Source organism: Streptomyces sp. B93 (assembly GCF_018070565.1).
Lineage (GTDB): Bacteria > Actinomycetota > Actinomycetes > Streptomycetales > Streptomycetaceae > Streptomyces.
The window spans coordinates 73,952-98,830 of sequence record NZ_JAGPXL010000014.1; the positions used below are offsets into that span (position 1 = coordinate 73,952).

Sequence of the window (24,879 nt, forward strand, 5' to 3'; positions counted from 1 at the left end):
GCTCTGATCACGACTCCTGGTGGGAGAGGGCTCGTACGGTGCGGGACGGGCTGGGTCGGCCCAGTTGTCCGGCCATCCACACGCTCGTGGCGATGAGGCGGCCGAGGTCGACGCCGGTGTCGATGCCGAGGCCCCGCAGCATCCACACCAGGTCCTCGGTGGCGAGGTTGCCGGTGGCGGACTTGGCGTACGGGCAGCCGCCCAGGCCGCCCGCGGAGGAGTCGACGGTGGTCACTCCGTGCCGCAGGGCGGTGAGGGTGTTGGCGAGGGCCTGGCCGTAGGTGTCGTGGAAGTGCACGCCGAGGGCGGACACCGGCACGCCCGCCTCGGTCAGCGCCGTGAGCAGGGCGGACACATGGCCCGGTGTGCCCACGCCGATGGTGTCGCCGAGGCTCAGCTCGTCGCAGCCCATGTCCAGCAGCGCCCGGCAGACGTGCACCACCTGCGGGACGGGGACCTCGCCCTCCCAGGGGTCGCCGAAGCACATCGACAGATAGCCGCGCACATGGACGCCCGCCGCCTTCGCGCGGGTGACGACCGGCTCGAACATCGCCAGCGCCTCGTCCATCGTGCGGTTGAGGTTGGCCCGCGCGAAGGACTCGCTGGCGCTGGCGAACACGGCGACCCGGTCGGCGCCCAGGGCGAGTGCCCGGTCCAGGCCGCGTTCGTTCGGCACCAGGACGGGCAGCGCCACCGGCAGGCCGGCCACCCGCGGGTACAGCTCCTCGGCGTCGGCCAGCTGGGGCACCCACTTGGGGTGGACGAAACTGGTCGCCTCGACGGTCGTCAGCCCGGCGTCGGCCAGCCTGCGGATGAACTCCGCCTTGACCTCCGTCGGGACGGTCGCCTTCTCGTTCTGGAGGCCGTCGCGGGGGCCCACCTCGTGGATGCGGACCCGGGCGGGCAGGGCCGCGTCCGGGACCACCATGGGCAGCTGGGGGACAGTCACTGTTCCGCCTCCTCGTGCGGGGCGATCACCGCCAGGATCTGGTCCATGGCCACCGTGGTGCCCGGGCGGACGTCCAGCTCGGCGACCGTGCCCGCGTGCGGGGCGGAGATGACGTGCTCCATCTTCATCGCCTCCACCACCAGCAGGCTCTGCCCGGCCGCCACCTCGTCGCCGACGGCGACCTTGACGACCGTGACCGTGCCCGGCATCGGGGCGGTGAGGGAATCGGCACCCGAATGCGCCGCACGGGTGAGGGACTCGGCCACCGGGTCGTGGTCGCGCACGTGCCAGGCGTCGCCCGCGCGGCCGAGCCAGACGCCGTCCGGCGCGGTGGCGCGGTCGAAGGTGTGGCGGACACCGTCGAGGGTGACGGACACCCGGTCGTCGGTGACGGAGTGCGTCCCGCGCGGCGCGTACTCCACCGCCTCGCGCACCCGCAGCGGGAAGCGGGCCGGACGGGGGGTGCCGCCGAGCCGCCAGCCGTCGGGCACGGAGAACGGATCGGTCCAGCCGCCCGCCCCGTTCGGCCGCAGGGCGTCCAGCCGTACGGCCGCCGCCGCCTCGTACACCTCCTCGGGTACGACGGCGGCGACCAGCCCTTCCACCTCGCGCTCGACCAGGCCGGTGTCCAGGTCGCCCGCGACGACCGCCGGGTGCGCCAGCAGCCGCCGCAGGAACCCGGCGTTGGTGGGCACGCCCAGCGTGACCGTCTCCGCGAGGGCGGCCCGCAGCCTGCGCAGGGCGGTCGCGCGGTCGGGGCCGTACGCGATCACCTTGGACAGCATCGGGTCGTAGAGGCTGCCGACCTCGGTGCCCTCGCTGAGCCCGGAGTCCGTGCGGATGCCGTCGCCCTGGGGCTCGCGCAGCCGCAGCACCGTGCCGCCGGACGGCAGGAAGCCGCGCGCGGGGTCCTCGGCGCAGATCCGGGCCTCCACGGCGTGCCCGGTGAGGGAGACGTCCTCCTGGGCGAACCCCAGCGGCTCGCCCGCCGCCACCCGCAGCTGCCACTCCACCAGGTCCACCCCGGTGACCAGCTCGGTGACCGGATGCTCCACCTGGAGGCGGGTGTTCATCTCCATGAAGTAGTACGACGTCGGGTCGCCGCCCGGGACGATGAACTCCACCGTCCCCGCGCCCCGGTAGCCGCACGAGCGCGCCGCCTGCACGGCCGCCTCGCCCATCGCCGCGCGGGTCGCCTCGTCGAGGAGCACGCTCGGCGCCTCCTCGATGACCTTCTGGTGGCGCCGCTGGAGGGAGCACTCGCGCTCCCCGAGGTGCACCACGTTGCCGTGGCCGTCGGCCAGCACCTGGATCTCGATGTGCCGGGGCCGGTCGATCCACCGCTCCACCAGGAGCGTGTCGTCGCCGAAGGAGGCGCGGGCCTCACGGCGGGCGGCGGCGATCTCCTCCTCCAGGAGGGTGAGGTCGCGCACCAGCCGCATGCCCTTGCCGCCGCCGCCCGCGCTGGGCTTGAGCAGCACGGGCGCGCCCAGTTCCCGGGCGGCCTCGGCGAGATCGGGGTCCCGGCCGCCGGGGACGACGGGCACCCCGGCCTCCTTGACGGTCTCCTTCGCCCGGATCTTGTCGCCCATCAGGGCGATGGCCTCGGCGGGCGGCCCGATGAACACCAGACCGGCGTCGGCGCAGGCGCGCGCGAAGGCCGCGTTCTCCGCGAGGAAGCCGTACCCGGGGTGGACGGCCTGGGCGCCGGTCCGCGCGGCGGCCTCCAGCAGCCGCTCCACGGAGAGATAGCTCTCGGCCGCCGGGGCGGGCCCGATCCGCACCGCGGTGTCGGCTTCCCTCACGTGCCGGGCGTCGGCGTCCGCGTCGGAGAAGACGGCCACCGAGCGCACGCCCAGCGCGCGCAGGGTGCGGATGACGCGGACGGCGATCTCGCCGCGGTTGGCGACCAGGACGGTGTCGAACATGGTCATCTCGTAGCTCCCCCTCACATCCGGAAGACGCCGAACTGGGGGTCACCCAGGGGCGCGTTGCCGCAGGCCGTCAGTGCCAGGCCCAGCACCTGCCGGGTCTCCAGCGGGTCGATGACGCCGTCGTCCCAGAGCCGGGCGGTGGCGTAGTAGGCGTTGCCCTGGCGCTCGTACTGCTCCCGGATGGGCGCCTTGAAGGAGTCCTCGTCCTCCGGCGCCCAGTCCTCCCCGCGCGCCTCGAGCTGGTCCCGCTTGACGGTGGCGAGGACGGAGGCGGCCTGCTCGCCGCCCATGACGGAGATCTTGGCGTTGGGCCACATCCACAGGAAGCGCGGTGAATACGCGCGCCCGCACATGGAGTAGTTCCCCGCGCCGTACGACCCGCCGACGACGACGGTCAGCTTCGGTACGCGTGTGCACGCGACGGCGGTGACCATCTTCGCGCCGTGCTTGGCGATGCCACCGGCCTCGTAGTCCTTGCCGACCATGAAGCCGGAGATGTTCTGGAGGAAGACCAGCGGGATGCCGCGCTGGTCGCAGAGCTCGATGAAGTGGGCGCCCTTCTGGGCGGACTCGGAGAACAGGATGCCGTTGTTGGCGACGACGCCGACCGGGTGGCCGTGGATGCGGGCGAAGCCCGTGACGAGGGTCTGCCCGAACTCGGACTTGAACTCCGCGAACCGGGAGCCGTCGACGACCCGGGCGATGATCTCGCGGACGTCGTAGGGGGTGCGGGAGTCGACCGGCACGGCGCCGTACAGCCCGTACGGGTCGACCTTGGGCTCGGCGACGGGCTCCGTGCGCCAGGGCAGGTCGCCGCGGGCGGGGAGGGTGGCGACGATGTTCCGCACGATGCGCAGCGCGTGCGGGTCGTCCTCCGCCAGATGGTCGGTGACACCGGACACGCGCGCGTGCACCTCGCCGCCGCCCAGCTCCTCGGCGGTGACGACCTCCCCGGTGGCGGCCTTCACCAGCGGCGGCCCGCCGAGGAAGATCGTCCCCTGGTTCCGGACGATGACGGCCTCGTCGCTCATCGCGGGCACATACGCCCCGCCCGCCGTGCACGACCCGAGCACGGCGGCGATCTGCGGAATCCCGGCACCGGACATCCGGGCCTGGTTGTAGAAGATCCGCCCGAAGTGCTCCCGGTCCGGGAAGACCTCGTCCTGCATGGGCAGGAAGGCACCGCCGGAGTCGACGAGGTAGAGGCAGGGCAGCCGGTTCTCCAGGGCCACCTCCTGCGCCCGCAGGTGCTTCTTCACCGTCATCGGGTAGTACGTCCCGCCCTTGACGGTGGCGTCGTTGGCGACGACGACGCAGTCCCGTCCGCTGACCCGCCCGATCCCGGCGATCACCCCGGCGGCCGGAGCCTGTCCGTCGTACATCCCGTCGGCGGCGAGCGGCGCCAGCTCCAGGAAGGGCGAGCCGGGGTCGAGCAGGGTGTCCACCCGGTCCCTCGGCAGCAGCTTGCCGCGCGCGGTGTGCCGGGCGCGGGCCTTCTCATCACCGCCCAGCCGGGCCGCGGCGAGCTTGCCGCGCAGCTCCTCGACGAGTGCGCGGTGCGCCTCCTCGTTGGCCCGCCAGGCCTCCGACGCGGGGTCGGCCGCGGTCGTCAGCTCGGGTGCCTCCTGCATCCTGCGATCCCCTCACCCGTACGGCCGACCGGTGGGACGGCCGTGTTAATGAGCGTTAACGTATGTCGCCCATGTTAACGACCGCTAACCACGCTGTCTACAATTGCCTCCATGAGCATCAGGACCGACGCCCCCACCCGGCGCGAACAGATCCTCAAGGAGGCCGCCCGGCTCTTCGCCGAGCGCGGCTTCCACGGCGTCGGGGTCGACGAGATAGGCGCCGCCGTGGGCATCAGCGGTCCCGGCCTCTACCGCCACTTCCCCGGCAAGGACGCGATGCTCGCCGAGCTGCTGGTCGGCATCAGCGGCCAGCTCCTCACCGGAGCGAAGCGCCGCCTGGCGGACGCCGACGGCAGCGCGCCCTCGGCGGTCCTCGACTCCCTCATCGAGGGCCACATCGACTTCGCCCTGGACGACCGTCCCCTCATCACCCTGCACGACCGCGAGCTGGACCGCCTCCGCGACAGTGACCGCAAACTGGTCCGCCAGCTCCAGCGGCAGTACGTCGAACTGTGGGTCGCGGTGGTCCGAGAGGTCTATCCCTCCCTCACCGAACCCACGGCCCGCTCAGCCGTCCACTCGGTCTTCGGCCTGCTGAACTCCACCCCCCACCTGGGCCGCCGAGGCTCCCTGCCGGGCCGCGCGGCAACGTCGGAACTGCTCCACCGCATGGCCCGGGGGGCCTTCGGGGCGGCGGGCGGCGCCTGACCCCTCCGGGCCCGCTCAGCCGGGGCGGTGCCCCACCGCCGGCGACCGGTGGAGCGCGTCGCCGAAGCGGTGCCGTGAACCGCAGCGCCGAACGCGTGCCGGGCCGACCGTTGTTCCGTGCGGAGGGCGAGCCTCAGGGCCGGGCCCGGGATGGCCGGCCCGAGGTCATCGGCAGGCCGGCCAACGGCCGCAGCGGGGGCGGCCAGGTGACGCAGCGTCTCCGGCGTGGCCGCGTGAGCCGTGTCCCAGCGGGCGGAACGGCCGGGACGGGGGCCGGGGGCTGCCTCACAATGGGAGGCATGCCGATATCCGGGACACCCAGCCGCGCAGAACTCGTCGACCACCTCGTCAGAACCCGTATCGCGGGCGAGGTCGCGACGCCGCGCGAGAACAACCTCTCCCACTACCGCCAGTTGTCCAACGGTGTGCGCAACTTCTGGCTCGGGCTGGAGCTGGGGGACCGCTGGACCGACGAGCAGGACGTGCTCGCGGTGATGGCGGAGCGGGTGGGAGTGAATGATGACCACGAGTACCGGTACGGGCAGGACACCATCGACCCGGAGCTGACCGTCGCCGCGTTGGAGCGGATGGCGGGGCGGCTGCGGAAGGCGGCGGACGGACGGCAGCGGGTGCTGTTCGCGACCGGGCACCCGGGCGGGTTGCTGGACGTGCACCGGGCCACCGCGACCGCTCTGCGCGGCGCCGGGTGCGAGGTCGTCGTCATCCCGGACGGGCTCCAGACCGACGAGGGCTACGTCATGCAGTTCGCGGACGTGGCGGTGCTGGAGCACGGGGCGACCCTGTGGCACACGCACTCCGGGGAGCCGATGAAGGCCATCCTCACCGCGCTGGAGCGGGAGGGCCGCCCGCTGCCCGATCTCGTCGTCGCCGACCACGGCTGGGCCGGTTACGCCGCCCAGCACGGCGTCGACGCCGTCGGCTACGCCGACTGCAACGACCCCGCCCTCTTCCTCGCGGAGTCCGAGGGCACCCTCCAGGTGGCCGTACCGCTCGACGACCACGTCGTCAGCCCTCGGTACTACGACCCCATGACCGCCTATCTGCTGGCGGAGGCGGGGCTGGCCTAGCCCCGGGGCCCTACGCCTGCCCGGCCAGATGGGTCCGCGCCAGTGCGCGGAACGCCGGCTGCAGCGGGCACACCCTCGACGCGGCCCGGCTGTTCCGGCTGGCGCTGGAGGGCGCCCCCGCGGGGGCCCGGCTGGTCGCGGTCGGGGACGAGGGGGTGCCGTTCCGGGAGATCGCCGAGGTCGTCGGGCGGCGACTGGACGTGCCCGTGGCCGGGATCTCCCGCGAGGAGGGCCAGGAGCACTTCGGGTTCCTGTCCCTCGCCGTCGGCACCGGCAACCCGGCCTCCGGCGCCCGGACCCGGGAGCCGCTGGGCTGGCGGCCCGAGCATCCGGGGCTGCTGTCCGACCTGGCGGCCGGGCACCACTTCGGGGCCTGAGGGGCCCCGCACCGCACCGCACCGCACCGATGGCCGACGAGATGTTGCCGCCCCGGCGCGTCGAGGTGAGCCTGAGCAGGGCGGCACCCGGTCCCGTTGAGCGCGGTCGGACCGCGTCGGCCGTGGTGCGCGGAACGAACGGAGCGAACGCGATGAGGGTCATGCTGAGGGCCACCATGAACACCGAGGCCGCGAACGAGGGCATCAAGAACGGCACCCTGCCGAAGGCCGTGGAGTCGATGATGGAACGGCTCAAGCCCGAGGCGGCCTACTTCACGCCGAACCACGGAGCGAGGTCCTGCATCCTCGTCTTCGACATGCAGGACACCTCGCAGATGCCCAGCGTCTCCGAGCCGCTGTTCCAGCAGTTCGGCGCGGAGGTCGAGATCCAGCCGGTGATGAACGCCGACGACCTGCGCAAGGGCCTCAGCGCCCTTCAGCAGTAAAGGGCCGCGCCCTAGTCCCGCCCCCGCGGTACCCGCACCACGCCCTCCTGCATCACCGTGATCGCCAGTCGGCCGTCCTGGGTGTAGATGCGGGCCTGGCCCAGGCCCCGGCCGCCGTGTGCCGACGGGGACTGCTGGTCGTACAGCAGCCACTCGTCGGCGCGGAACGGGCGGTGGAACCACATCGCGTGGTCCAGGGACGCGCCGACCACGTCACCGACGGCCCAGCCGCCGCGGCCGTGCGCCAGCAGGACCGAGTCGAGGAGCGTCATGTCGGAGACGTAGGTGGCGAGGACGACGTGCAGCAGCGGGGTGTCGATGTCGCCGTCGAGCTTGCCGTTGGTGCGGAACCAGACCTGGGAGTGCGGGTCGCGGGGTTCGCCGAAGTCACCGTAGGGGGGTTCCTCGACATGGCGCAGGTCGACCGCGGCGCGGGTCTCGAGGAAGCGCTCCACCACCTCCGGGTCCAGATGGGTGTAGCCGCGCAGGCGGTCCTCCGAGGTGGGGAGGGTGGCCGGGTCGGGGGCGGGCGGCATCGGGTACTGGTGGTCCAGCCCTTCCTCCGCCGTCTGGAAGGACGCCGAGAGGTGGAAGATCGGGTGACCGTGCTGGACGGCCACCACCCGGCGGGTGGTGAACGAGCGGCCGTCGCGGATGCGGTCCACCGTGTAGATGATCGGCGCCTCCGGGTCCCCGGGGCGCAGGAAGTACGCGTGCAGGGAGTGGGCCGGGCGGTCGCCGGGGACCGTACGGCCCGCGGCGACCAGGGCCTGGGCCGCCACCTGGCCGCCGAAGACCCGGGGGACGACGGCGGACCGGGAGCGCCCGCGGAAGATGTCCTGCTCGATCTGCTCCAGGTCGAGCAGCTCGAGCAGAGACTGAAGTGCCTGACTCATGGGGTCAGTTGTACCGGGCAATCTTTTCTCGGACCTTACCGACCCGTGTCCTCGCGGGTCCTCACAGACCCATGTCCTTGGCGATGATCATCTTCATGACCTCGCTGGTGCCGCCGTAGATGCGGTTGACCCGGTTGTCCGCGTACAGGCGGGCGATCGGGTACTCGTTCATGTAGCCGTAGCCGCCGTGCAGCTGGAGGCAGCGGTCGATGACGCGGTGCGCGACCTCGGTGCAGAACAGCTTGGCGCTCGCGGCCTCCGCGGCCGTCAGCTCACCGGCGTCCAGGGCCTCCAGCGCGCGGTCGGCGACCGCCTCGGCGGCGTCCACCTCGGCCTGGCAGGCGGCCAGTTCGAACTTGGTGTTCTGGAACGCGGCGACCGGCTTGCCGAAGACGGTGCGCTCCTGGACGTACTGCTTGGCGAACCGGACGGCGGCCTTGGCCTGCGCGTAGGCGCCGAAGGCGATGCCCCAGCGCTCGGAGGGCAGGTTGGCGCCGAGGTAGTAGAAGCCCTTGTTCTCCTCGCCGAGGAGGTCCTCCACCGGGACCTTGACGTCGACGAAGGCCAGCTCGGCGGTGTCGGAGGTCTTCAGGCCCAGCTTGTCGAGCTTGCGGCCGACGCTGTAGCCCTCGGACTTGGTGTCGACGGCGAAGAGGGAGATGCCGTGGCGGCGGTCCTCGGCGGTCGGCGGGGCGGTGCGGGCGCAGACGATGACCTTGTCGGCGTGGACGCCGCCGGTGATGAAGGTCTTGGCGCCGTTGAGGACGTAGTGCGTGCCGTCCTCGCTCAGCTTGGCGGTGGACTTCATGCCCGCGAGGTCGGAGCCGGTGCCCGGCTCGGTCATCGCGATGGCCCACATCTCCTCGCCGGAGACGAACTTCGGCAGGAAGCGCTTCTTCTGCTCGTCGGTGGCGAGCATCTTGATGTAGGGCAGGGCGAGCAGGACGTGGACGCCCGAGCCGCCGAAGGTGACGCCCGCGCGGGCCGTCTCCTCGTACTGGATCGCCTCGAACTTGTGGGTCTCCAGGCCCGCGCCGCCGAACTCCTCCGGCACGTTGATGCCGAAGACGCCCAGCTCACCGAGCTTGTAGTAGAAGTCGCGCGGCGCCTGGCCCGCGGCGAACCACTCGTCGTACACGGGTACGACCTCGGCCTCGATGAAGGCGCGCAAGGTCTCCCGGAACGCCTCGTGATCCTCGTTGAACACCGTACGGCGCACGCCGCCACCTCCACGGATACATGTCTAAGCGCTTGCTCAGAGGGTTACCGTACCGGCGAGTACGGATCGGCGTCCAGACCGGGTCACGTGGGGCTCGTCACGCTCCCCACGGTCACGTCCGCCTCAGGGCGAACCACAGCTCCATCCGTACGTCCGGATCGTCCAGGTCCCTCTCCAGCAGCGCCGCGCAGCGGGCGATGCGCTGGCGCACCGTGTTGCGGTGGACGGACAGTGCCACGGCCGTGCGGTCCCAGCTGCCGTGCAGCGACAGCCAGGCGCGCAGCGTCTCGGCCAGGGCCGGGCCGAGCGGAGCCAGGAGCGCACGGGCGTGCGCGTCCGCCTCCGCGGGCGGCAGCAGGTCGGTGAGGGAGGGGGCGGCGCCGTGCCGGACCAGCGGGGCGCGGGTCGCCCGGGCCCGGGCCAGGGCACGCGCCGCCTGGGCGTCGGCCGCGGGCCACTCCGGCGCGGGCACGGAGGCGCTGACGCCCAGCGTCCAGCCGGGCTGCGCGGTCGGCTCGCGGTCGGCGGGGACGAGGACGCGTACGACCTCCCCCGTGACGTCGGCGTCGACCAGCGGCGAACCCAGCGCCGCGCCCAGCGCCGACACCGCCGCCGGGTCGACGGGCGGCGCCTGCGGACGGCCGTGCACCACCAGCCACCGCTCGGCACCGAGCAACGGGGCGACCTCGTCGGGCGCGGCCCCCAGCAGCAGCCGCACCAGCGCGGACGAGCGCGCGGAGGCCGCACCGCTCAGCTGCTCCCCGGTGAGCAGGGACAGCAGTACGGCGGCCACGGACGCGATGGTGTGATCGCCGGGGTCGCGCCGGGCGACGGCCACCCCGAGGGCGTATCCCTCCTGGCCGGGGGTGGCACCGAGCGCGTAGGCCGTGAGGTGGGTGACGCCGGGGGCGGGGGTGGTCTCCTCTGTGACCACGTCCGTGGCCGTCGTCATCCCCCGCGCCCGCACCACCCCCGCCAGGTCCGCCAGCCTCGCCGCCGCCGTGGCGCCGATGTCCCGCCCCGCGCCCGCGGGCTGGGTGCCCTCCGGCCCGTACAGCACCGCCCGTCCTCCGAGGCGCTGGGCGAGCTGGCGCAGTACCGAGGGGACCGGGTCGGGGCGGGCCGCCGCGGCGGCCAGGCTCTGGTGGGCCTCGGTGACCCGGCGGAGTTCGGCGTGCCGGGCGCGGGCCATGAGCTGCCAGACGGCCCGGGCCACACCCGCGAAGGTGGTGCCCGGCGGAACCTCCAGCAGGGGCAGCTCGTACGCCTCGCAGGCCGCGACCAGCGCCCGCGGCACGGTGTCGTGCACCGGTGCCAGGCCGAAGCCGAGCGCCGCGCCGCCCGCCGCGACGACCCGGGACACGTAGTCGTCGAAGTACGTGCCCGAGCCCGCCGCCTCCGGGATGTGCACGCCCGCCGTCAGCAGCAGCTCACCGCCGAGCAGATACGGATACGGGTCGGACATCTCGGAGGTGTGCGCGCCGTGGACGACGACGCCGGACGCGGCGGGTCCGGCGATCTGCCGCAGCGCGAGGTCCTCGCGGGCCAGCAGCTCCGACAGGGCGACCGGTGGCGTGGGCGGGACGGTGGTGGACGAGTCCGGTGGCATGTGTGCGGTTCCTCCATTTCGGGCCCGCGGGATGGAGGAAACGTACACTTCGCAGTCGCTTTCCGGCCACCTAGTGTCGGTCCGGACCGGCAGCCCCGGGTACGGGCGGATGTCCCCGGGGACGGCTGCCGGGATCGACGCATCCGCACGACACGCCACCGACCGCGCGCGAAGGAGAGGCCCATGGCCGTCGACTACACAGTGATCGTCGTCTATCTGGCCGGCATGCTGGCCATGGGCTGGTGGGGCATGCGCCGCGCCAAGTCCAAGAGCGAGTTCCTGGTGGCGGGGCGACGGCTCGGCCCCGGTATGTACTCCGGCACCATGGCCGCGATCGTCCTGGGCGGCGCGTCCACCATCGGCGGTGTCGGGCTCGGCTACCAGTACGGTCTCTCCGGCGCCTGGATGGTCTTCACGATCGGCCTCGGTCTGCTCGCCCTCTCCGTGTTCTTCTCGGCCCGCATCGCCCGGCTGAAGGTCTACACCGTCTCCGAGATGCTCGACCTGCGCTACGGCGGCCGGGCGGGCGTCATCACCGGCGTGGTCATGTGGGCGTACACGCTGATGCTCGCGGTCACCTCGACCATCGCGTACGCCACGATCTTCGACGTCCTGTTCGACATGAACCGCACCCTCGCGATCGTCCTCGGCGGCTCGATCGTGGTCGCCTACTCGACGCTCGGCGGCATGTGGTCGATCACGCTCACCGACATGGTGCAATTCGTGGTGAAGACCATCGGCGTGCTGCTCCTGCTGCTGCCGATCGCCGTCGTCAAGGCGGGCGGGTTCAGCGAGATGAGGGCCCAGCTGCCGACGTCGTACTTCGATCCGCTGGGCATCGGCGGCGAGACGATCTTCACCTACGTCCTGATCTACACCTTCGGCATGCTCATCGGGCAGGACATCTGGCAGCGCGTCTTCACCGCCCGCAACGACCGCACGGCCAAGTGGGGCGGCACCGTCGCGGGCACCTACTGCCTGGCGTACGCCGTCGCCGGTGCCGTCATCGGTACGGCGGCCAAGGTGCTGTACCCGAACCTGGGCAGCCCCGACGACGCGTTCGCCACGATCGTCAAGGACGAGCTGCCGACGGGCGTGCGCGGACTGGTCCTCGCCGCCGCGCTGGCCGCCGTGATGTCGACATCCTCCGGCGCCCTGATCGCCTGCGCGACCGTCGCCAACAACGACATCTGGTCCCGGCTGCGCGGCGCCGTCCGCCCGTCCGGCCGGGAGCCCGACGAGATCAGGGGCAACCGGGCCTTCATCCTGCTCATGGGCGTCGCGGTGATCATCACGGCGATCGTGCTCAACAACGTCGTCGAGGCGCTGACCGTGGCCTACAACCTGCTCGTCGGCGGGCTGCTGGTGCCGATCCTCGGCGGACTGCTGTGGCGGCGCGGCACGGTGCACGGCGCCCTCGCCTCCGTCGCCGTGGGCGGCCTCGCGGTGGTCGGGCTGATGGCGGCCTACGGCATCCTCGCCAACGAGCCCGTCTACTACGGGCTGCTGGCCTCCCTCGCCGCCTACCTCGTCGTCTCCCTCGCCACCCCCGCCACCGACGCGGCCGTCCTCGCCGCCTGGCGGGAGCGGCTGGCGGGACGGGCCCCCGAGGCGGCCGAATCCGGTACCGAACCGGTCTCCGTCCACCAGTAGAGTCGTACGACAAGCAGTGCATACGCGATGAAGCGTGAGAAAGAAGGCATCCCGTCATGACCGCCCCCGAGACACCCCGCGGCCCCGTCGACTCCTCCCGCGTCCCGCGGTACGCCGGACCCGCGACCTTCGCCCGGCTGCCCCGCCTCGACGAGGTCGGTACCGCCGATGTCGCCGTGGTCGGGGTGCCGTTCGACTCGGGTGTCTCCTACCGGCCGGGCGCCCGCTTCGGCGGCAACGCCATCCGCGAGGCGTCCCGGCTGCTGCGGCCCTACAACCCGGCGCAGGACGCCTCCCCGTTCGCGCTCGCGCAGGTCGCGGACGGCGGGGACATCGCCGTGAACCCGTTCAACATCAACGAGGCCGTCGAGACCGTCGAGGCCGCCGCGGACGACCTCCTCGGCACCGGCGCCCGGCTGATGACCCTCGGCGGCGACCACACCATCGCGCTGCCCCTGCTGCGCTCGGTCGCCAGGAAGCACGGCCCGGTCGCCCTCCTCCACTTCGACGCCCACCTCGACACCTGGGACACCTACTTCGGCGCCGAGTACACCCACGGCACCCCGTTCCGCCGCGCCGTCGAGGAGGGCATCCTCGACACCTCCGCCCTCTCCCACGTCGGTACCCGCGGTCCCCTCTACGGCAAGCAGGACCTCACCGACGACGAGAAGATGGGCTTCGGCATCGTCACCTCGGCGGACGTCTACCGCCGGGGCGCCGACGAGATCGCCGACCAGCTGCGCCAGCGCATCGGCGACCGGCCGCTGTACATCTCCATCGACATCGACTGCCTCGACCCGGCCCACGCCCCCGGCACCGGCACCCCCGAGGCGGGCGGCATGACCTCCCGCGAACTGCTGGAGATCCTGCGCGGGCTGGCCTCCTGCCACCTGGTCTCGGCGGACGTCGTCGAGGTGGCGCCCGCGTACGATCACGCCGAGATCACGTCGGTGGCCGCGTCCCACACGGCGTACGAACTGACCACGATCATGTCCCGGCAGATCGCCCACCAGAAGCGGGAGAAGGCAGCGCAGTGACCCACGACCACGACCTGGTGCTCCGCCCCACGCCCGCGCAGACGGAGGCCGCCCTCAACCCTCCCCCCGGCCGCACCGGCGGGGACCTGGTCGTGGAGACCCTGGCCGGGCTCGGCGCGACCACCGTCTTCGGGCTGCCCGGCCAGCACGCCCTCGGCATGTTCGACGCGCTGCGCCGCTCCGACCTGAGGTACATCGGCCTCAGGGTGGAGAACAACGCCGGGTTCGCGGCGGACGCGTACGGCCGGATCACCGGTGAGGCCGCGCCGCTGCTGCTGTCGACCGGGCCGGGCGCGCTGACCTCGCTGGCCGCGCTCCAGGAGGCGGCGGCCGCTTCGGCGCCGGTGCTGGCGATCAGCAGCCAGGTCCCGGTCGCCGGGCTGGGTGGCGGACGCCACGGCTATCTGCACGAACTCCCCGACCAGGCCGCTTCGTTCCGGGGCGTGGTGAAGTCGGTGCACACGGTCCGTACGCAGTCGCAGATCCCGTCCGCGATCGCCGCCGCCTGGCAGTCGGCGCTGACCGCCCCGCACGGGCCGGTGTGGGTGGAGATCCCGCAGGACGTGCTGCTGGCCGAGACGGCGATCCCGGTGGTGACCGGCGGCGACGCCTTCCCGGAGGAGCTGCCCCCGCGCCCCGAGCTGACCGCCCTCGCCGCCGACCTGCTGTCCAGGGCCGCCCAGCCGGCGATCATCGCGGGCGGCGGGGTCGTCCGCGCGGACGCGGCGAAGAAGCTGCGGCAGCTGGCCGAACGGCTGGACGCGCCCGTCGTCACCACCTTCGGCGGCAAGGGCGCCTTCCCCTGGACGCATCCGCTGTCCCTCCAGTCCTGGCTGGAGGACCGGCACATAACCGACTTCCTTGAGGACGCCGACGTCCTGCTCGTCGTCGGCTCCGGACTCGGCGAACTCTCCTCGAACTACCACACGTTCGCGCCGCGCGGCCGGGTCATCCAGATCGAGGCCGACCTCGGCAAACTGGAGTCCAACCACCCGGCGCTCGGCATCCACGCCGACGCCCGGCTGGCGCTCCAGGCCCTGCTGGAGACGGTCGGGGAGCGCACCGACCCCACGGCGCCCGAGCGGGTGCGCCCGGTGCTGGACCGGGTGCGCGAGCGCATCGCCGCCCAGGACCTCACCCTGGAGCAGGAGGTGCTGGCAGCCGTCCGCCGCGCCCTGCCCGAGCGGTCCCCGTCCTTCTGGGACATGACGATCCTCGCCTACTGGGCCTGGTCTGCCTTCGACGCCAAGGCGCCCAACACCATGCACTCCGCGCAGGGCGCGGGCGGACTCGGCTACGGCTTCCCCGCCGCCCTCGGCGCGGCCGCCGCCGACCCGACCCGCCCGGTGCTGGCGGTGTCCGGCGACGGCGGCGCCCTGTACTCCATCGCCGAGCTGGCGACGGCCCGGCAGTACGGCCTCGACGTGACCTGGCTGATCGTCGACGACGGCGGCTACGGCATCCTGCGCGAGTACATGACCGACGCCTTCGGCGAGGCCACGGCGACCGAGCTGACCCGGCCGGACTACGTCGCCCTCGCCGAGTCGTTCGGGGTACCGGGGGTCCGTAGCAGCCCCGGGACCCTGGAGGCGGACCTCGCCAAGGCGCTGGCGTCACCCGGGCCGTCGGTGGTGGTGCTCCCGGCGGTGCTGCGGATGTTCGCGCCCACGCACCTTCAGACCCCGCCGGACAGCCGGGAATTTGACGACAGGGCCTAACAGGCCCCCGGGCCCACCCCGTCGATACGGCCGCCGAAGTCGCCGAGGTAGCGCGAGCGCCAGTCGCCGTTGAAGACGTCGCGCTTCTCGACCGGCCCCCAGTTGACGAAGCAGGCCCGGGTGGAGGCGACGAACGAGCCGACGTGGTCGTGGAGGCTGGGCGGCATGTCGCGGTAGCCGCTGCGGGCGGTCCATTCCCAGTAGTCGCCGCCGAAGCCCTCCTTGCTCCAGAAGCACACCGACCCGTCGGCGCAGGCGGGCGGCGCGGCGGCGGCGAGCTGTGCGGCGGCGGCGCCCGGGGCGGGCAGCACCAGGGCGGTGAGGGCGAGTGCGGCGGCTGCGGACCAGGTACGAAGCTTCACGGCGTTCTCCTTCGAGCGACGCCCCGGCACGGCTGCCGGGGCGTTGCCATGGTCCCGAGTCCGCGACCCGCCTTCCCGTGAACGGCCGTTCACACCACCTGTTGGAGCGAACCGGTGGCTCGGCGCGGCCGGGGCGGACGGCGGCCGGGCGCCGGTGCGCGGGGCGCGCGGGCCCCGGACACCGGCGCCCTCGGGCCGGCCGGGACGCGGCTACCAGATTGCCTCCACCCACTCCGGGTGGTCGATGAACGGGTTCCGGTTGCCCTGGTAGTTGGTGTAGATGAGCTGGTTGCGGCGCTCCTCGAAGGCGTCCGGCGGGTCCTGCTCGTTCCACTGCTTCAGCACCGACAGACGGCCGTGGTAGGGCACGCTGCCGTTGGTCACCGCGTCGTTGGGCTCCAGGTCGGGCCAGCCGTCGGTGCCCTCGTACCGCACGGCCATGTAGAGGATCATGCGGGCCACGTCGCCCTTGACGGCGTTGCGGGGCTCGAAGGAGTTGGCGTCGGTCAGGCTGCCACCGCTGTTGGTGAACGAGCTGCCGCCCAGGTCGAAGTCCTTGTTGCCGCGGGTGCTGTTGACCTGGACGTCCTCGGGGCGCAGGTGGTGCAGGTCGGTGCCGGGACCGGCGGAGGTGCCGAAGTCGCCGTGGGACTGCGCCCACACGTGCTCGCGGTTCCAGTTGCCGACGTTGCCGCCGTTGAGGGACTTGCTCCGGGAGATGCCGGAGTAGAGCAGGACCACGTTGGCGCTGTTGTTGGGGTCCTGGTCGGTGACCTTCAGCGCCTCCCAGACCGCCGAGTAGGAGATCTTCGTCTGGCTGCTGATGATCGTGTTCAGCGAACTCTTCAGGCTGGCGCCGGTCTTGCCGATCGCGTTCTTGTAGTACGTCGTGTCGTAGGCGGTGGTCGTCGCCGCGGCCGGGGTGGCGGTGAGGGCCGGGGCGGTGAGGGCGACCAGGACCGTGGAGACGGCCAGCGCGAGGGACTTGAGGCGGCGGGGGCGTACGGGCATGGGGGTGTCCGTTCTACGCGGGTTGACTGAGCGGCCGAGAGGCAGCCTGGCATGAACATGCATACCCACGGGTGAACGGCGGATTTCCGCCATGCGTCAAAGTTCCGGTTCTCCTGATGCGGCTATGACCCGGACCCCGGCCCGGAAGGGGACGGGACCCGGCCGCGCACGTCGTCGTCCCGTCCCTCCGGGTCGAGGTGCGGCAGCACCCGGTCCAGCCACCGCGGCGTCCACCAGGCCGCACGCCCGAGCAGGGTCAGCACGGCGGGCACCAGCAGCAGCCGCACCACGGTCGCGTCGATGAGCACGCTCGCGGCCAGCCCGAGGCCGAGCATCTTCACCACCACGTTGTCGCTGATGATGAACGCCGCGAAGACGCTCACCATGATCAGCGCGGCGCAGGTGATGACCCGGGCGGTGATCTCCAGGGCGTGGGCGACCGCCGCCTGGGCGTCGCCCGTGCGCAGCCAGGCCTCGTGGACGCGGGAGAGCAGGAAGATCTCGTAGTCCATGCTCAGCCCGAAGACGATGGCGAACATCATCATCGGGACGTAGCTCTCGATGGGCACGGTCCCCGAGACACCCAGCGCGGGGCCGCCCCAGCCCCACTGGAAGACCGCCACGACGACGCCGTAGCTGGCGGCGATGGACAGCACGTTGAGGACGGCCGCCTTCAGCGCGACCAGCGGGCCGCGGAACACGGTCAGGATGACGAGGAAGGCCAGCGCCACCACCACCGCGATGATCAGCGGCAGCCGGGCGGAGACGATGTCCAGGAAGTCGATCTGCGCGGCCGTCGTCCCGGTCAGATAGGTGTCGGCGGAGGTGCCGGAGACCGCCTGCGGCAGCACGTCCTCGCGGAGGTGGTCGGCCAGGTCGGTCGTCGCCGCGTCCTGCGGTGCGGCGGTGGAGTAGGCGGTGCCGATCAGGACGTCCCCGTCCTGCGTCGGCGTCAGCGGGGTGATGTACGCGGCGTCCGGGACGCCGGTGAGCGACTTCGCCGCCTGGTCGGCGAGGGCCGAGCGCTGCGAGGAGGGCACCTCGCTCTGGTCGATGACCAGTGTGAGCGGCCCGTTGGAGCCGGGCCCGAAGGCGTCGGACATCAGGTCGAAGGCGCGCCGGTCGGTGAAGGAGGTGGGGTCGGCGCCGTCCCCGATGTGCCCGAGCCGCATCGACAGGACCGGGATCGACAGCACGGCAAGCACGACCACACCGCCCGCCAGGAACCACCACGGTCGGCGCTCGACGCGCTGCGCGTACCGGTGCCAGGTGCCCTGCGGCTGGGCGCCGGGAGCCGCGTCGGTCTCCGCGACGGGGGTGCGGGCCCGCAGCCGGTCGATGTGGCGGCCGATCAGGCCGAGCAGGGCGGGGACGAGGGTGAGCGCCCCGAGGACGGCGGTGACGACGGTGACCGCGGCGGCCAGGCCCAGCTTGCCGATGAAGGAGATGCCGGAGACCCACAGCCCGGCCAGCGCGATGATCACCGTGCACCCCGACACCAGGACGGCCTTGCCGCTGGTCGCGGTGGCGTGCCCGGCCGCCCGCACCGGGTCCGCGCCGTCCATCAGGTTCTGCCGGTGCCGGGTGACGAGGAACAGGGCGTAGTCGATGCCGACGCCCAGGCCGATCATCGTGGCCAGCGTGGGGGAGACCGTGGCGAAGGTGGAGGCGGCGGCGAGCAGCCCCAGCAGGGCCAGCCCGCAGACGACCGAGATCAGTGCCGTGACCAGGGGCAGTACGGCGGCCAGCACGCTGCCGAAGCCGACCAGCAGGACCAGCACGGCCACACCGAAGCCGATGGCCTCGCTGAGCACGTCGTTCGGCTCCGGCCGGGCGAGTTCGCCGAGCGGTCCGCCGTACTCCACCTCCACCCCGGCCTTCCGCAACGGCTCCACGGCGTCGTCCACGCCGTCGAGGTAGCCGCTGCCGAGGGTGCTGGGCTGGACGTCGAAGCGGACGGTGATGTAGGCGGTCTTCCCGTCGGTGGACAAGGGGCCGACATCGGGCGTCCCCGCGGGCTGCTGCGGCTGGCCGCCGAGGGGGTTCTGCGCGGACAGCACATGGGGGAGCTTCGTCAGGTCGGCGACGGCGGTCGACACCTGGCCGGACACCTCGCCGAGCTGTTCGTCCGCGTCGTGCAGCACGATCTGCGAGCTGTACCCGCCCGCCGCCGGATCGTGCGCGCGCAGCACGTCGAGGCCGTCCTGCGACTGGGTGCCCGGCACCGAGAAGTCGTCGCTGTAGTCCCCGCCCCAGGTGCGGTCCGCGACCTGGAGCAGCACCAGCGCGGCCAGCCAGGCCACCAGCACGGTCACCCAGTGCCGGGCGCACCAGCGCCCTGTCGCGCCGAGCGCGGAACGAGGTCCCGGCATGGCCCACTCCCGCCTGTCCCCGGCACCGGACATGCCGATTGAAGGACGGCGGCGGGGCCGGGGCACCCCGGGCGGGCCGACCGGGTGACGCCCCTGCCGGACCGCGGGGAATTGTAGCGGCGGGATGAAATCCGCCCCCGCCCGCGTTGGTGCCTTCCGGAAGATCAGGTCGATGGAGGGGAAGGCACCCGCGTGGACAGGCAACGGGGATGGGCACGGCGGCTGGCCGGATACGCCTGGCGGTATCCGAAGGACGTCGTCCTCGCCCTGGGGTCCTCCCTCGCCGGAATGGCCGTGATGGCGGTCGTACCGCTGATCACCAAGGTGATCATCGACGACGTCATCGGCGACAAGACCCGCGGCATGGCGCCCTGGGCGGGCGGCCTGATCGGCGCCGCGGTCCTCGTCTACGTCTTCACCTACGTCCGCCGCTACTACGGCGGCCGGCTCGCCCTCGACGTCCAGCACGACCTCCGCACGGAGATGTACGGCACGATCACCCGGCTCGACGGCCGCCGTCAGGACGAGCTGTCCACCGGGCAGGTCGTCGGCCGGGCCACCAGCGACCTCCAGCTGATCCAGAGCCTGCTGTTCATGCTCCCCATGACCATCGGGAACTTCCTGCTCTTCCTGATCTCCCTGGTGATCATGGCGTGGCTGTCGATACCGCTCACCCTGGTCGCCCTCGCCGTCGCCCCCGCGCTGTGGTGGATCGCCAAGCGCAGCCGCACCCGGCTGCACCCCTCCACCTGGTACGCGCAGGCGCAGGCCGCCGCCGTCGCGGGCGTCGTCGACGGGGCGGTCAGCGGCGTACGCGTGGTCAAGGGCTTCGGGCAGGAGGCCCAGGAGACCGGGAAGCTGCGCGCGGTCGGCCGGAAGCTGTTCGCGGGGCGGCTGCGCACCATCCGCCTCAACAGCCGGTACACCCCCGCCCTCCAGGCCGTGCCCGCGCTCGGCCAGGTCGCCATGCTGGCCCTCGGCGGCTGGCTCGCCGTCGGCGGGCACATCACACTCGGCACGTTCGTCGCCTTCTCCACCTACCTGGCCCAGCTCGTCGGCCCGGTCCGGATGCTCGCCATGGTCCTCACCGTCGCCCAGCAGGCCCGCGCGGGCACCGAACGCGTCCTCGAACTGATCGACACCGAGCCGTCCCTGACCGACGGCACGAAGGACCTGCCCTCCGACGCCCCCGCGACCGTCGAGTTCGACGACGTCTCCTTCGGCTACGCCCCCGACCGCCCCGTCCTCGACGGCCTCACCTTCCGCATTGCCCCCGGCGAGACCCTCGCCGTCGTCGGCGCCTCCGGCTCCGGCAAGTCGACGGTCTCCCTGCTCATGCCCCGCTTCTACGACGCCACCGGCGGCGCCGTCCGCATCGGCGGCCACGACGTGCGCGACCTGACCCAGGAATCACTGCGGGCCGCGATCGGACTGGTCCCCGAGGACTCCTTCCTCTTCTCCGACACCGTCCGCAACAACATCGCCTACGGCCACCCGGACGCCACCGACGAGCAGATCGAGCAGGCCGCCCGCGCCGCCCAGGCGGACCGCTTCATCGCCGAGCTGCCCGACGGCTACGCCACCAAGGTCGGCGAACACGGCCTCACCCTCTCCGGCGGCCAGCGCCAGCGCCTCGCCCTCGCCCGCGCCCTGCTCACCGACCCCCGCCTGCTCGTCCTCGACGACGCCACCTCCGCCGTCGACGCCCGCGTCGAGCACGAGATCCACGAGGCCCTCCAGCACGTCATGGCGGGCCGCACCACCCTCCTTATCGCGCACCGCCGCTCCACCCTGGGCCTCGCCGACCGCATCGCCGTCCTCGACGCCGGACGCCTCGCCGACGTCGGCACCCACGAGGAGCTGCAAGCCCGCTCGGCCCTGTACCGCCGTCTCCTCACCGACCCCGACGAGCTGGGCGCGGTCTCCCCGGGCCACGCCCTGCCCGAGGTACCGGCGGAGGACACCTCCGTACGGGAGGAACTGGACGCCGAGTTCGACGCCGAGCGCGGCATCACCCCGAGGCTCTGGGCGGGCGAACGGCAGCCCCGGGACGCGGCGATGGAGGGCAGCCCCGCCACCCCCGAACTCCTCGCCCAGGTCGACGCGCTGCCCCCGGCGACCGACACCCCCGACATCGACGAGAGCCGCGCCGTCACCCCAGAGGACTCCTACGGCCTGCGCCGGCTGCTGCGCGGCTTCGGACTGCCGCTGCTGATCAGCCTCGGCCTGGTCGCCGTGGACGCGGGCATGGGCCTGCTGCTGCCCGTGCTGATCCGCCACGGCATCGACAGCGGCGTCACCGAGATGGCGATCGGCGCGGTCTGGGCGGCCTCGCTGCTCGCGCTGGTCTCCGTGCTGGTGCAGTGGGCGGCGCAGACCGGTGAGATCCGGATGACCGGGCGCACCGGCGAGCGGGTCCTGTACGCGCTGCGCCTGAAGATCTTCGCCCAGCTCCAGCGGCTCGGCCTCGACTACTACGAGCGTGAGCTGACCGGCCGGATCATGACCCGGATGACCACGGACGTGGACGCCCTGTCGACGTTCCTCCAGACCGGCCTGGTCACCGCGTTCGTCTCGGTCGTCACCTTCTTCGGCATCATGGTCGCCCTGCTGGTGATCGACGTCGAACTCGCCCTCGTCGTCTTCGCCACCCTGCCGCCGCTGATCGTCGCCACGTTCTTCTTCCGCCGGGCGAGCGTCAAGGCGTACGAACTGGCCCGCGAGCGGGTCTCCACGGTCAACGCCGACCTCCAGGAGATGGTGGCCGGGCTGCGGATCGTGCAGGCCTTCCGGCGCGAGGGCGACGGCGGCCGGGCGTTCGCCGAGCGCAGCGACGGCTACCGCCAGGCCCGCATCCACGGCCAGTGGCTGATCTCCGTCTACTTCCCCTTCGTACAGTTCCTGTCGTCGGCCGCCGCGGCGGCCGTGCTCATCGTCGGCGCGGGCCGCATCGAGGCGGGCACCCTGACGACGGGCGCGCTGGTGGCGTACCTGCTCTACATCGACCTGTTCTTCGCGCCCGTCCAGCAGCTCTCCCAGGTCTTCGACGGCTACCAGCAGGCCACCGTCTCCCTCGGCCGCATCCAGGAACTCCTGCGCGAGCCGACCTCCACGCGGAACGCCGAGAAGGCGGCCGACGTGCGCTCCCTGCGCGGCGAGATCGCCTTCGAGGACGTGCACTTCGCCTACGGCGACGACGAGGAGGCGCTCACCGGCATCGACCTGCGCATCCCCGCCGGGCAGACCGTCGCGTTCGTCGGCGAGACCGGCGCGGGCAAGTCGACGCTGGTGAAGCTGGTGGCCCGGTTCTACGACCCGACCGGCGGCCGGGTCACCGCCGACGGCACCGACGTCCGCGACCTCGACCTGACGGCGTACCGGCACCGCCTCGGCGTCGTACCGCAGGAGGCGTACCTGTTCCCCGGCACCGTCCGGGACGCCATCGCCTACGGGCGGCCCGACGCCACCGACGCCGAGGTGGAGGCGGCGGCCCGCGCGGTCGGCGCCCACGAGATGATCGCCACGCTGGAGGGCGGCTACCTCCACGAGGTCGCCGAGCGGGGCCGCAACCTCTCCGCCGGGCAGCGGCAGCTGATCGCGCTGGCCCGCGCCGAACTCGTCGACCCGGACGTGCTGTTGCTCGACGAGGCGACGGCCGCGCTGGACCTGGCGACCGAGGCGCAGGTCAACCAGGCGACGGACCGGCTGGCGGGCCGCCGCACCACGCTCGTCGTGGCCCACCGGCTGACCACGGCGGCGCGCGCCGACCGGGTCGTCGTCATGGACCACGGGCGGGTCGCCGAGGACGGCACCCACGACGAACTCCTCGCCCGCGACGGCCGCTACGCCGAACTGTGGCGGACGTTCATCGGCGTACCGGAGCAGAAGGACCTGACCCCGGTGTCCCGCTGATGCAACCAACTCGCCTACGCCAAGCGTCCGTACACCAGTACGTTCGTTGACCGGTCAGGGGAGGGGACGTCGGTGGGCGCAGGCGCGATACGCCGGTGGCTGGTACTGGGCACGGCGGTGCTGACCACCGCCGGACTGCTGATCCTCACCGTGCCCACCGACGCGCAGGCCGCGTCGTCCTGCGCGGGCCGCAAGGTCAGGTCGCTGCCCTTCTCCACCGGCACCGTGCACGTCCACCGCAGCGGCGGCTACGTCTGCGCCGTCACCCTCCCCAGGAGCCCCGGCCCGCGGCGCACCATGTCGGTGAGCGTGCAGGCCCGCGGCAACCGTCCCGTCGTCGACAAGGGCGAGTACCGCTACCGCGCGGGTCCGGTGACCGTGCACGCCGGTCAGCGCTGCGTGTGGGTCAAGGGCAGGGTCGGCCGGGGTTCGGTCAGCTCCGGCTGGATCCTGTGCTGAAGTCCCCCTGGTGCGCCGGAGGTTGCTCCGATAGCTTCCGGCGCACATATGTTTCACAGGGAGGCTGCTGCATGCGCAAGGCGCTCAGATGGCTGCTTGCGCTCACGGTGCTCATAGGCACCCTGAGCACGGCGGGAACGGCCACCGCCGTCCAGCCGGAGGCCGCGGACATCAAGGACCGGCTCCTGGACATCCCGGGCATGAGCCTGGTCGAGGAGAAGCCGTACCCCGGCTACCGCTTCTTCGTCCTGAACTACACCCAGCCGGTCGACCACCGGCACCCGTCCAAGGGCACGTTCCAGCAGCGCATCACCGTGCTGCACAAGGACGAGTCCCGCCCGACGGTCTTCTACACCGGCGGCTACAACGTCTCCACCACTCCCAGCCGCCGCGAGCCGACCCAGATCGTGGACGGCAACCAGGTCTCCATGGAGTACCGCTTCTTCACCCCGTCGCGCCCCGACCCGGCCGACTGGACCAAGCTGGACATCTGGCAGGCCGCCAGCGACCAGCACCGCATCTTCAAGGCGCTCAAGCCGGTCTACGACAGGAAGTGGCTGTCCACGGGCGGCTCCAAGGGCGGCATGACCGCCACGTACTACGAGCGCTTCTACCCGCGTGACATGGACGCCGTCGTCGCCTACGTGGCCCCCAACGACGTCGTCAACAAGGAGGACTCGGCCTACGACCGCTTCTTCGCCACGGTCGGCACCAAGGAGTGCCGCGACCGCCTGAACGGCGTCCAGCGGGAGGCGCTGGTGCGCCGCGAGCCGCTGGAGCAGCGCTACGCCGCCTACGCCGCCGACAACGGCTTCACGTTCAACACCGTCGGCAGCCTCGACAAGGCGTACGAGGCCACCGTCCTCGACTTCGTCTGGGGCTTCTGGCAGTACAGCCTGCTGTCGGACTGCGACACCATCCCGGCCGACGCGAAGAACGCCACCGACGACCAGATCTGGGAGACCGTCGACACCATCGCGGGCTTCTCCTTCTACACCGACCAGGGCCTGTCCCCGTACACGCCGTACTACTACCAGGCGGGCACCCAGCTGGGCGCGCCGACGATCCACTTCCCGCACATCGAGAAGAAGTACGTCCGCTACGGCTACCTCCCGCCGCGCTACTTCGTGCCCCGGGACATCCCGATGCGGTTCCAGCCGTCCGCGATGCGCGACATCGACAACTGGGTGCGGCACAACGCCACCCGGATGCTGTTCGTCTACGGCGAGAACGACCCGTGGGGCGCCGAGCCGTTCCGCCTCGGCAAGGGCGCACGGGACAGCTACGTCTTCACCGCCCCCGGCGCCAACCACGGTGCCCGGGTCGCCGGTCTGGTCGAGAACGAGCGGGCGCTCGCCACGGCCCGCATCCTCGAGTGGGCGGGCGTGGCCCCGGCCGCCGTCCAGGCGGACCCGACGGCCGCGAAGCCGCTCGCGAAGTTCGACGCCAAGCTGGACAAGCGGGGCGCCGAGCGCACACTGAGGCCGTGAGCTGACGG

At 72.4% G+C, this 24,879-nt stretch carries 19 protein-coding genes; 10 read left to right on the forward strand and 9 right to left on the reverse strand.

All coding sequences use genetic code 11. From position 1 onward, the window contains the following. Positions 1–7: 7 nt before the first annotated feature. From KBY47_RS16300 to KBY47_RS16310, 3 genes are read right to left on the reverse strand one after another with little or no spacing between them, the layout of a single operon-like run. Positions 8–928 (reverse strand): hydroxymethylglutaryl-CoA lyase, encoded by a 921-nt coding sequence (locus KBY47_RS16300; protein ID WP_210921945.1) that lies wholly within the window; start codon positions 926–928, stop codon positions 8–10. 17 nt (positions 929–945) lie between these two features. Next, on the reverse strand, positions 946–2,877 hold the full coding sequence (locus KBY47_RS16305) for a biotin carboxylase N-terminal domain-containing protein (protein WP_210921946.1): 1,932 nt from the start codon (positions 2,875–2,877) through the stop codon (positions 946–948). Positions 2,878–2,897: 20 nt separating this feature from the next. After that, positions 2,898–4,514, reverse strand: a complete 1,617-nt coding sequence (locus KBY47_RS16310) for a carboxyl transferase domain-containing protein (RefSeq protein WP_210921844.1) — start codon at positions 4,512–4,514, stop codon at positions 2,898–2,900. Positions 4,515–4,625: 111 nt separating this feature from the next. On the opposite strand from KBY47_RS16310, the gene KBY47_RS16315 reads away from it, so the two are divergent. The 4 genes from KBY47_RS16315 (at position 4,626) to KBY47_RS16330 (ending at position 7,133) form a co-directional block, all read left to right on the forward strand. After that, entirely contained in the window at positions 4,626–5,222 is a 597-nt protein-coding gene (locus tag KBY47_RS16315) for a TetR/AcrR family transcriptional regulator (RefSeq protein ID WP_210921845.1), read from the forward strand. 299 nt (positions 5,223–5,521) lie between these two features. Beyond that, the gene (locus KBY47_RS16320) at positions 5,522–6,310 is read left to right on the forward strand and encodes a phosphatase (protein WP_210921846.1); all 789 of its coding nucleotides are present in this window, start codon (positions 5,522–5,524) and stop codon (positions 6,308–6,310) included. A 155-nt stretch (positions 6,311–6,465) separates the two neighbouring features. Continuing rightward, entirely contained in the window at positions 6,466–6,687 is a 222-nt protein-coding gene (locus KBY47_RS16325; protein ID WP_210921847.1) for a hypothetical protein, read from the forward strand. Positions 6,688–6,839: 152 nt separating this feature from the next. Next, the gene (locus KBY47_RS16330; protein WP_210921848.1) at positions 6,840–7,133 is read left to right on the forward strand and encodes a DUF3303 family protein; all 294 of its coding nucleotides are present in this window, start codon (positions 6,840–6,842) and stop codon (positions 7,131–7,133) included. Positions 7,134–7,144: 11 nt separating this feature from the next. Here the strand turns inward: KBY47_RS16330 and KBY47_RS16335 are convergent, their stop codons facing one another. The 3 genes from KBY47_RS16335 to KBY47_RS16345 form a co-directional block, all read right to left on the reverse strand. Beyond that, a complete protein-coding gene (locus KBY47_RS16335; protein WP_210921849.1) occupies positions 7,145–8,029 on the reverse strand; it encodes an acyl-CoA thioesterase II in 885 nt (294 codons plus the stop codon). Between the two features lie 61 nt (positions 8,030–8,090). Further along, positions 8,091–9,248, reverse strand: coding sequence for an acyl-CoA dehydrogenase family protein (locus tag KBY47_RS16340; protein ID WP_210921850.1), 1,158 nt, complete (start codon positions 9,246–9,248; stop codon positions 8,091–8,093). Positions 9,249–9,360: 112 nt separating this feature from the next. After that, positions 9,361–10,857 carry a PucR family transcriptional regulator gene (locus tag KBY47_RS16345; RefSeq protein ID WP_210921851.1) on the reverse strand — a complete coding sequence of 499 codons (1,497 nt, stop codon included), beginning with the start codon at positions 10,855–10,857 and terminating at the stop codon, positions 9,361–9,363. Between the two features lie 183 nt (positions 10,858–11,040). On the opposite strand from KBY47_RS16345, the gene KBY47_RS16350 reads away from it, so the two are divergent. The 3 genes from KBY47_RS16350 to KBY47_RS16360 are packed head-to-tail and all read left to right on the forward strand — an operon-like array spanning position 11,041 to position 15,265. Continuing rightward, positions 11,041–12,510, forward strand: a complete 1,470-nt coding sequence (locus KBY47_RS16350; RefSeq protein WP_210921852.1) for a sodium:solute symporter — start codon at positions 11,041–11,043, stop codon at positions 12,508–12,510. Between the two features lie 56 nt (positions 12,511–12,566). Further along, positions 12,567–13,547 carry an agmatinase gene (gene speB / locus KBY47_RS16355; RefSeq protein WP_210921853.1) on the forward strand — a complete coding sequence of 327 codons (981 nt, stop codon included), beginning with the start codon at positions 12,567–12,569 and terminating at the stop codon, positions 13,545–13,547. Next, entirely contained in the window at positions 13,544–15,265 is a 1,722-nt protein-coding gene (locus KBY47_RS16360) for a thiamine pyrophosphate-binding protein (protein WP_210921854.1), read from the forward strand. The genes speB and KBY47_RS16360 overlap by 4 nt, the downstream gene beginning before the upstream one ends. Here KBY47_RS16360 and KBY47_RS16365 read toward each other — a convergent pair. From KBY47_RS16365 to KBY47_RS16375, 3 genes are all read right to left on the reverse strand, one after another. Beyond that, positions 15,262–15,627 carry a peptidase inhibitor family I36 protein gene (locus KBY47_RS16365; RefSeq protein ID WP_210921855.1) on the reverse strand — a complete coding sequence of 122 codons (366 nt, stop codon included), beginning with the start codon at positions 15,625–15,627 and terminating at the stop codon, positions 15,262–15,264. The two genes, KBY47_RS16360 and KBY47_RS16365, sit on opposite strands and share 4 nt — an antisense overlap. Before the next feature lie 210 nt (positions 15,628–15,837). Beyond that, the gene (locus tag KBY47_RS16370; RefSeq protein ID WP_210921856.1) at positions 15,838–16,638 is read right to left on the reverse strand and encodes an endonuclease I family protein; all 801 of its coding nucleotides are present in this window, start codon (positions 16,636–16,638) and stop codon (positions 15,838–15,840) included. A 122-nt stretch (positions 16,639–16,760) separates the two neighbouring features. Then, entirely contained in the window at positions 16,761–19,010 is a 2,250-nt protein-coding gene (locus KBY47_RS16375) for an MMPL family transporter (protein ID WP_247694784.1), read from the reverse strand. 192 nt (positions 19,011–19,202) lie between these two features. Here KBY47_RS16375 and KBY47_RS16380 point away from each other — a divergent pair, with 192 nt between their 5' ends. The 3 genes from KBY47_RS16380 (at position 19,203) to KBY47_RS16390 (ending at position 24,871) form a co-directional block, all read left to right on the forward strand. Beyond that, positions 19,203–22,922, forward strand: coding sequence for an ABC transporter ATP-binding protein (locus KBY47_RS16380; protein WP_210921858.1), 3,720 nt, complete (start codon positions 19,203–19,205; stop codon positions 22,920–22,922). 72 nt (positions 22,923–22,994) lie between these two features. Then, positions 22,995–23,381: a hypothetical protein gene (locus KBY47_RS16385; RefSeq protein WP_210921859.1), complete on the forward strand. Its 387-nt coding sequence runs from the start codon at positions 22,995–22,997 to the stop codon at positions 23,379–23,381. A gap of 71 nt (positions 23,382–23,452) precedes the next feature. Then, positions 23,453–24,871 carry a S28 family serine protease gene (locus tag KBY47_RS16390; RefSeq protein WP_210921860.1) on the forward strand — a complete coding sequence of 473 codons (1,419 nt, stop codon included), beginning with the start codon at positions 23,453–23,455 and terminating at the stop codon, positions 24,869–24,871. Positions 24,872–24,879: the final 8 nt, after the last annotated feature.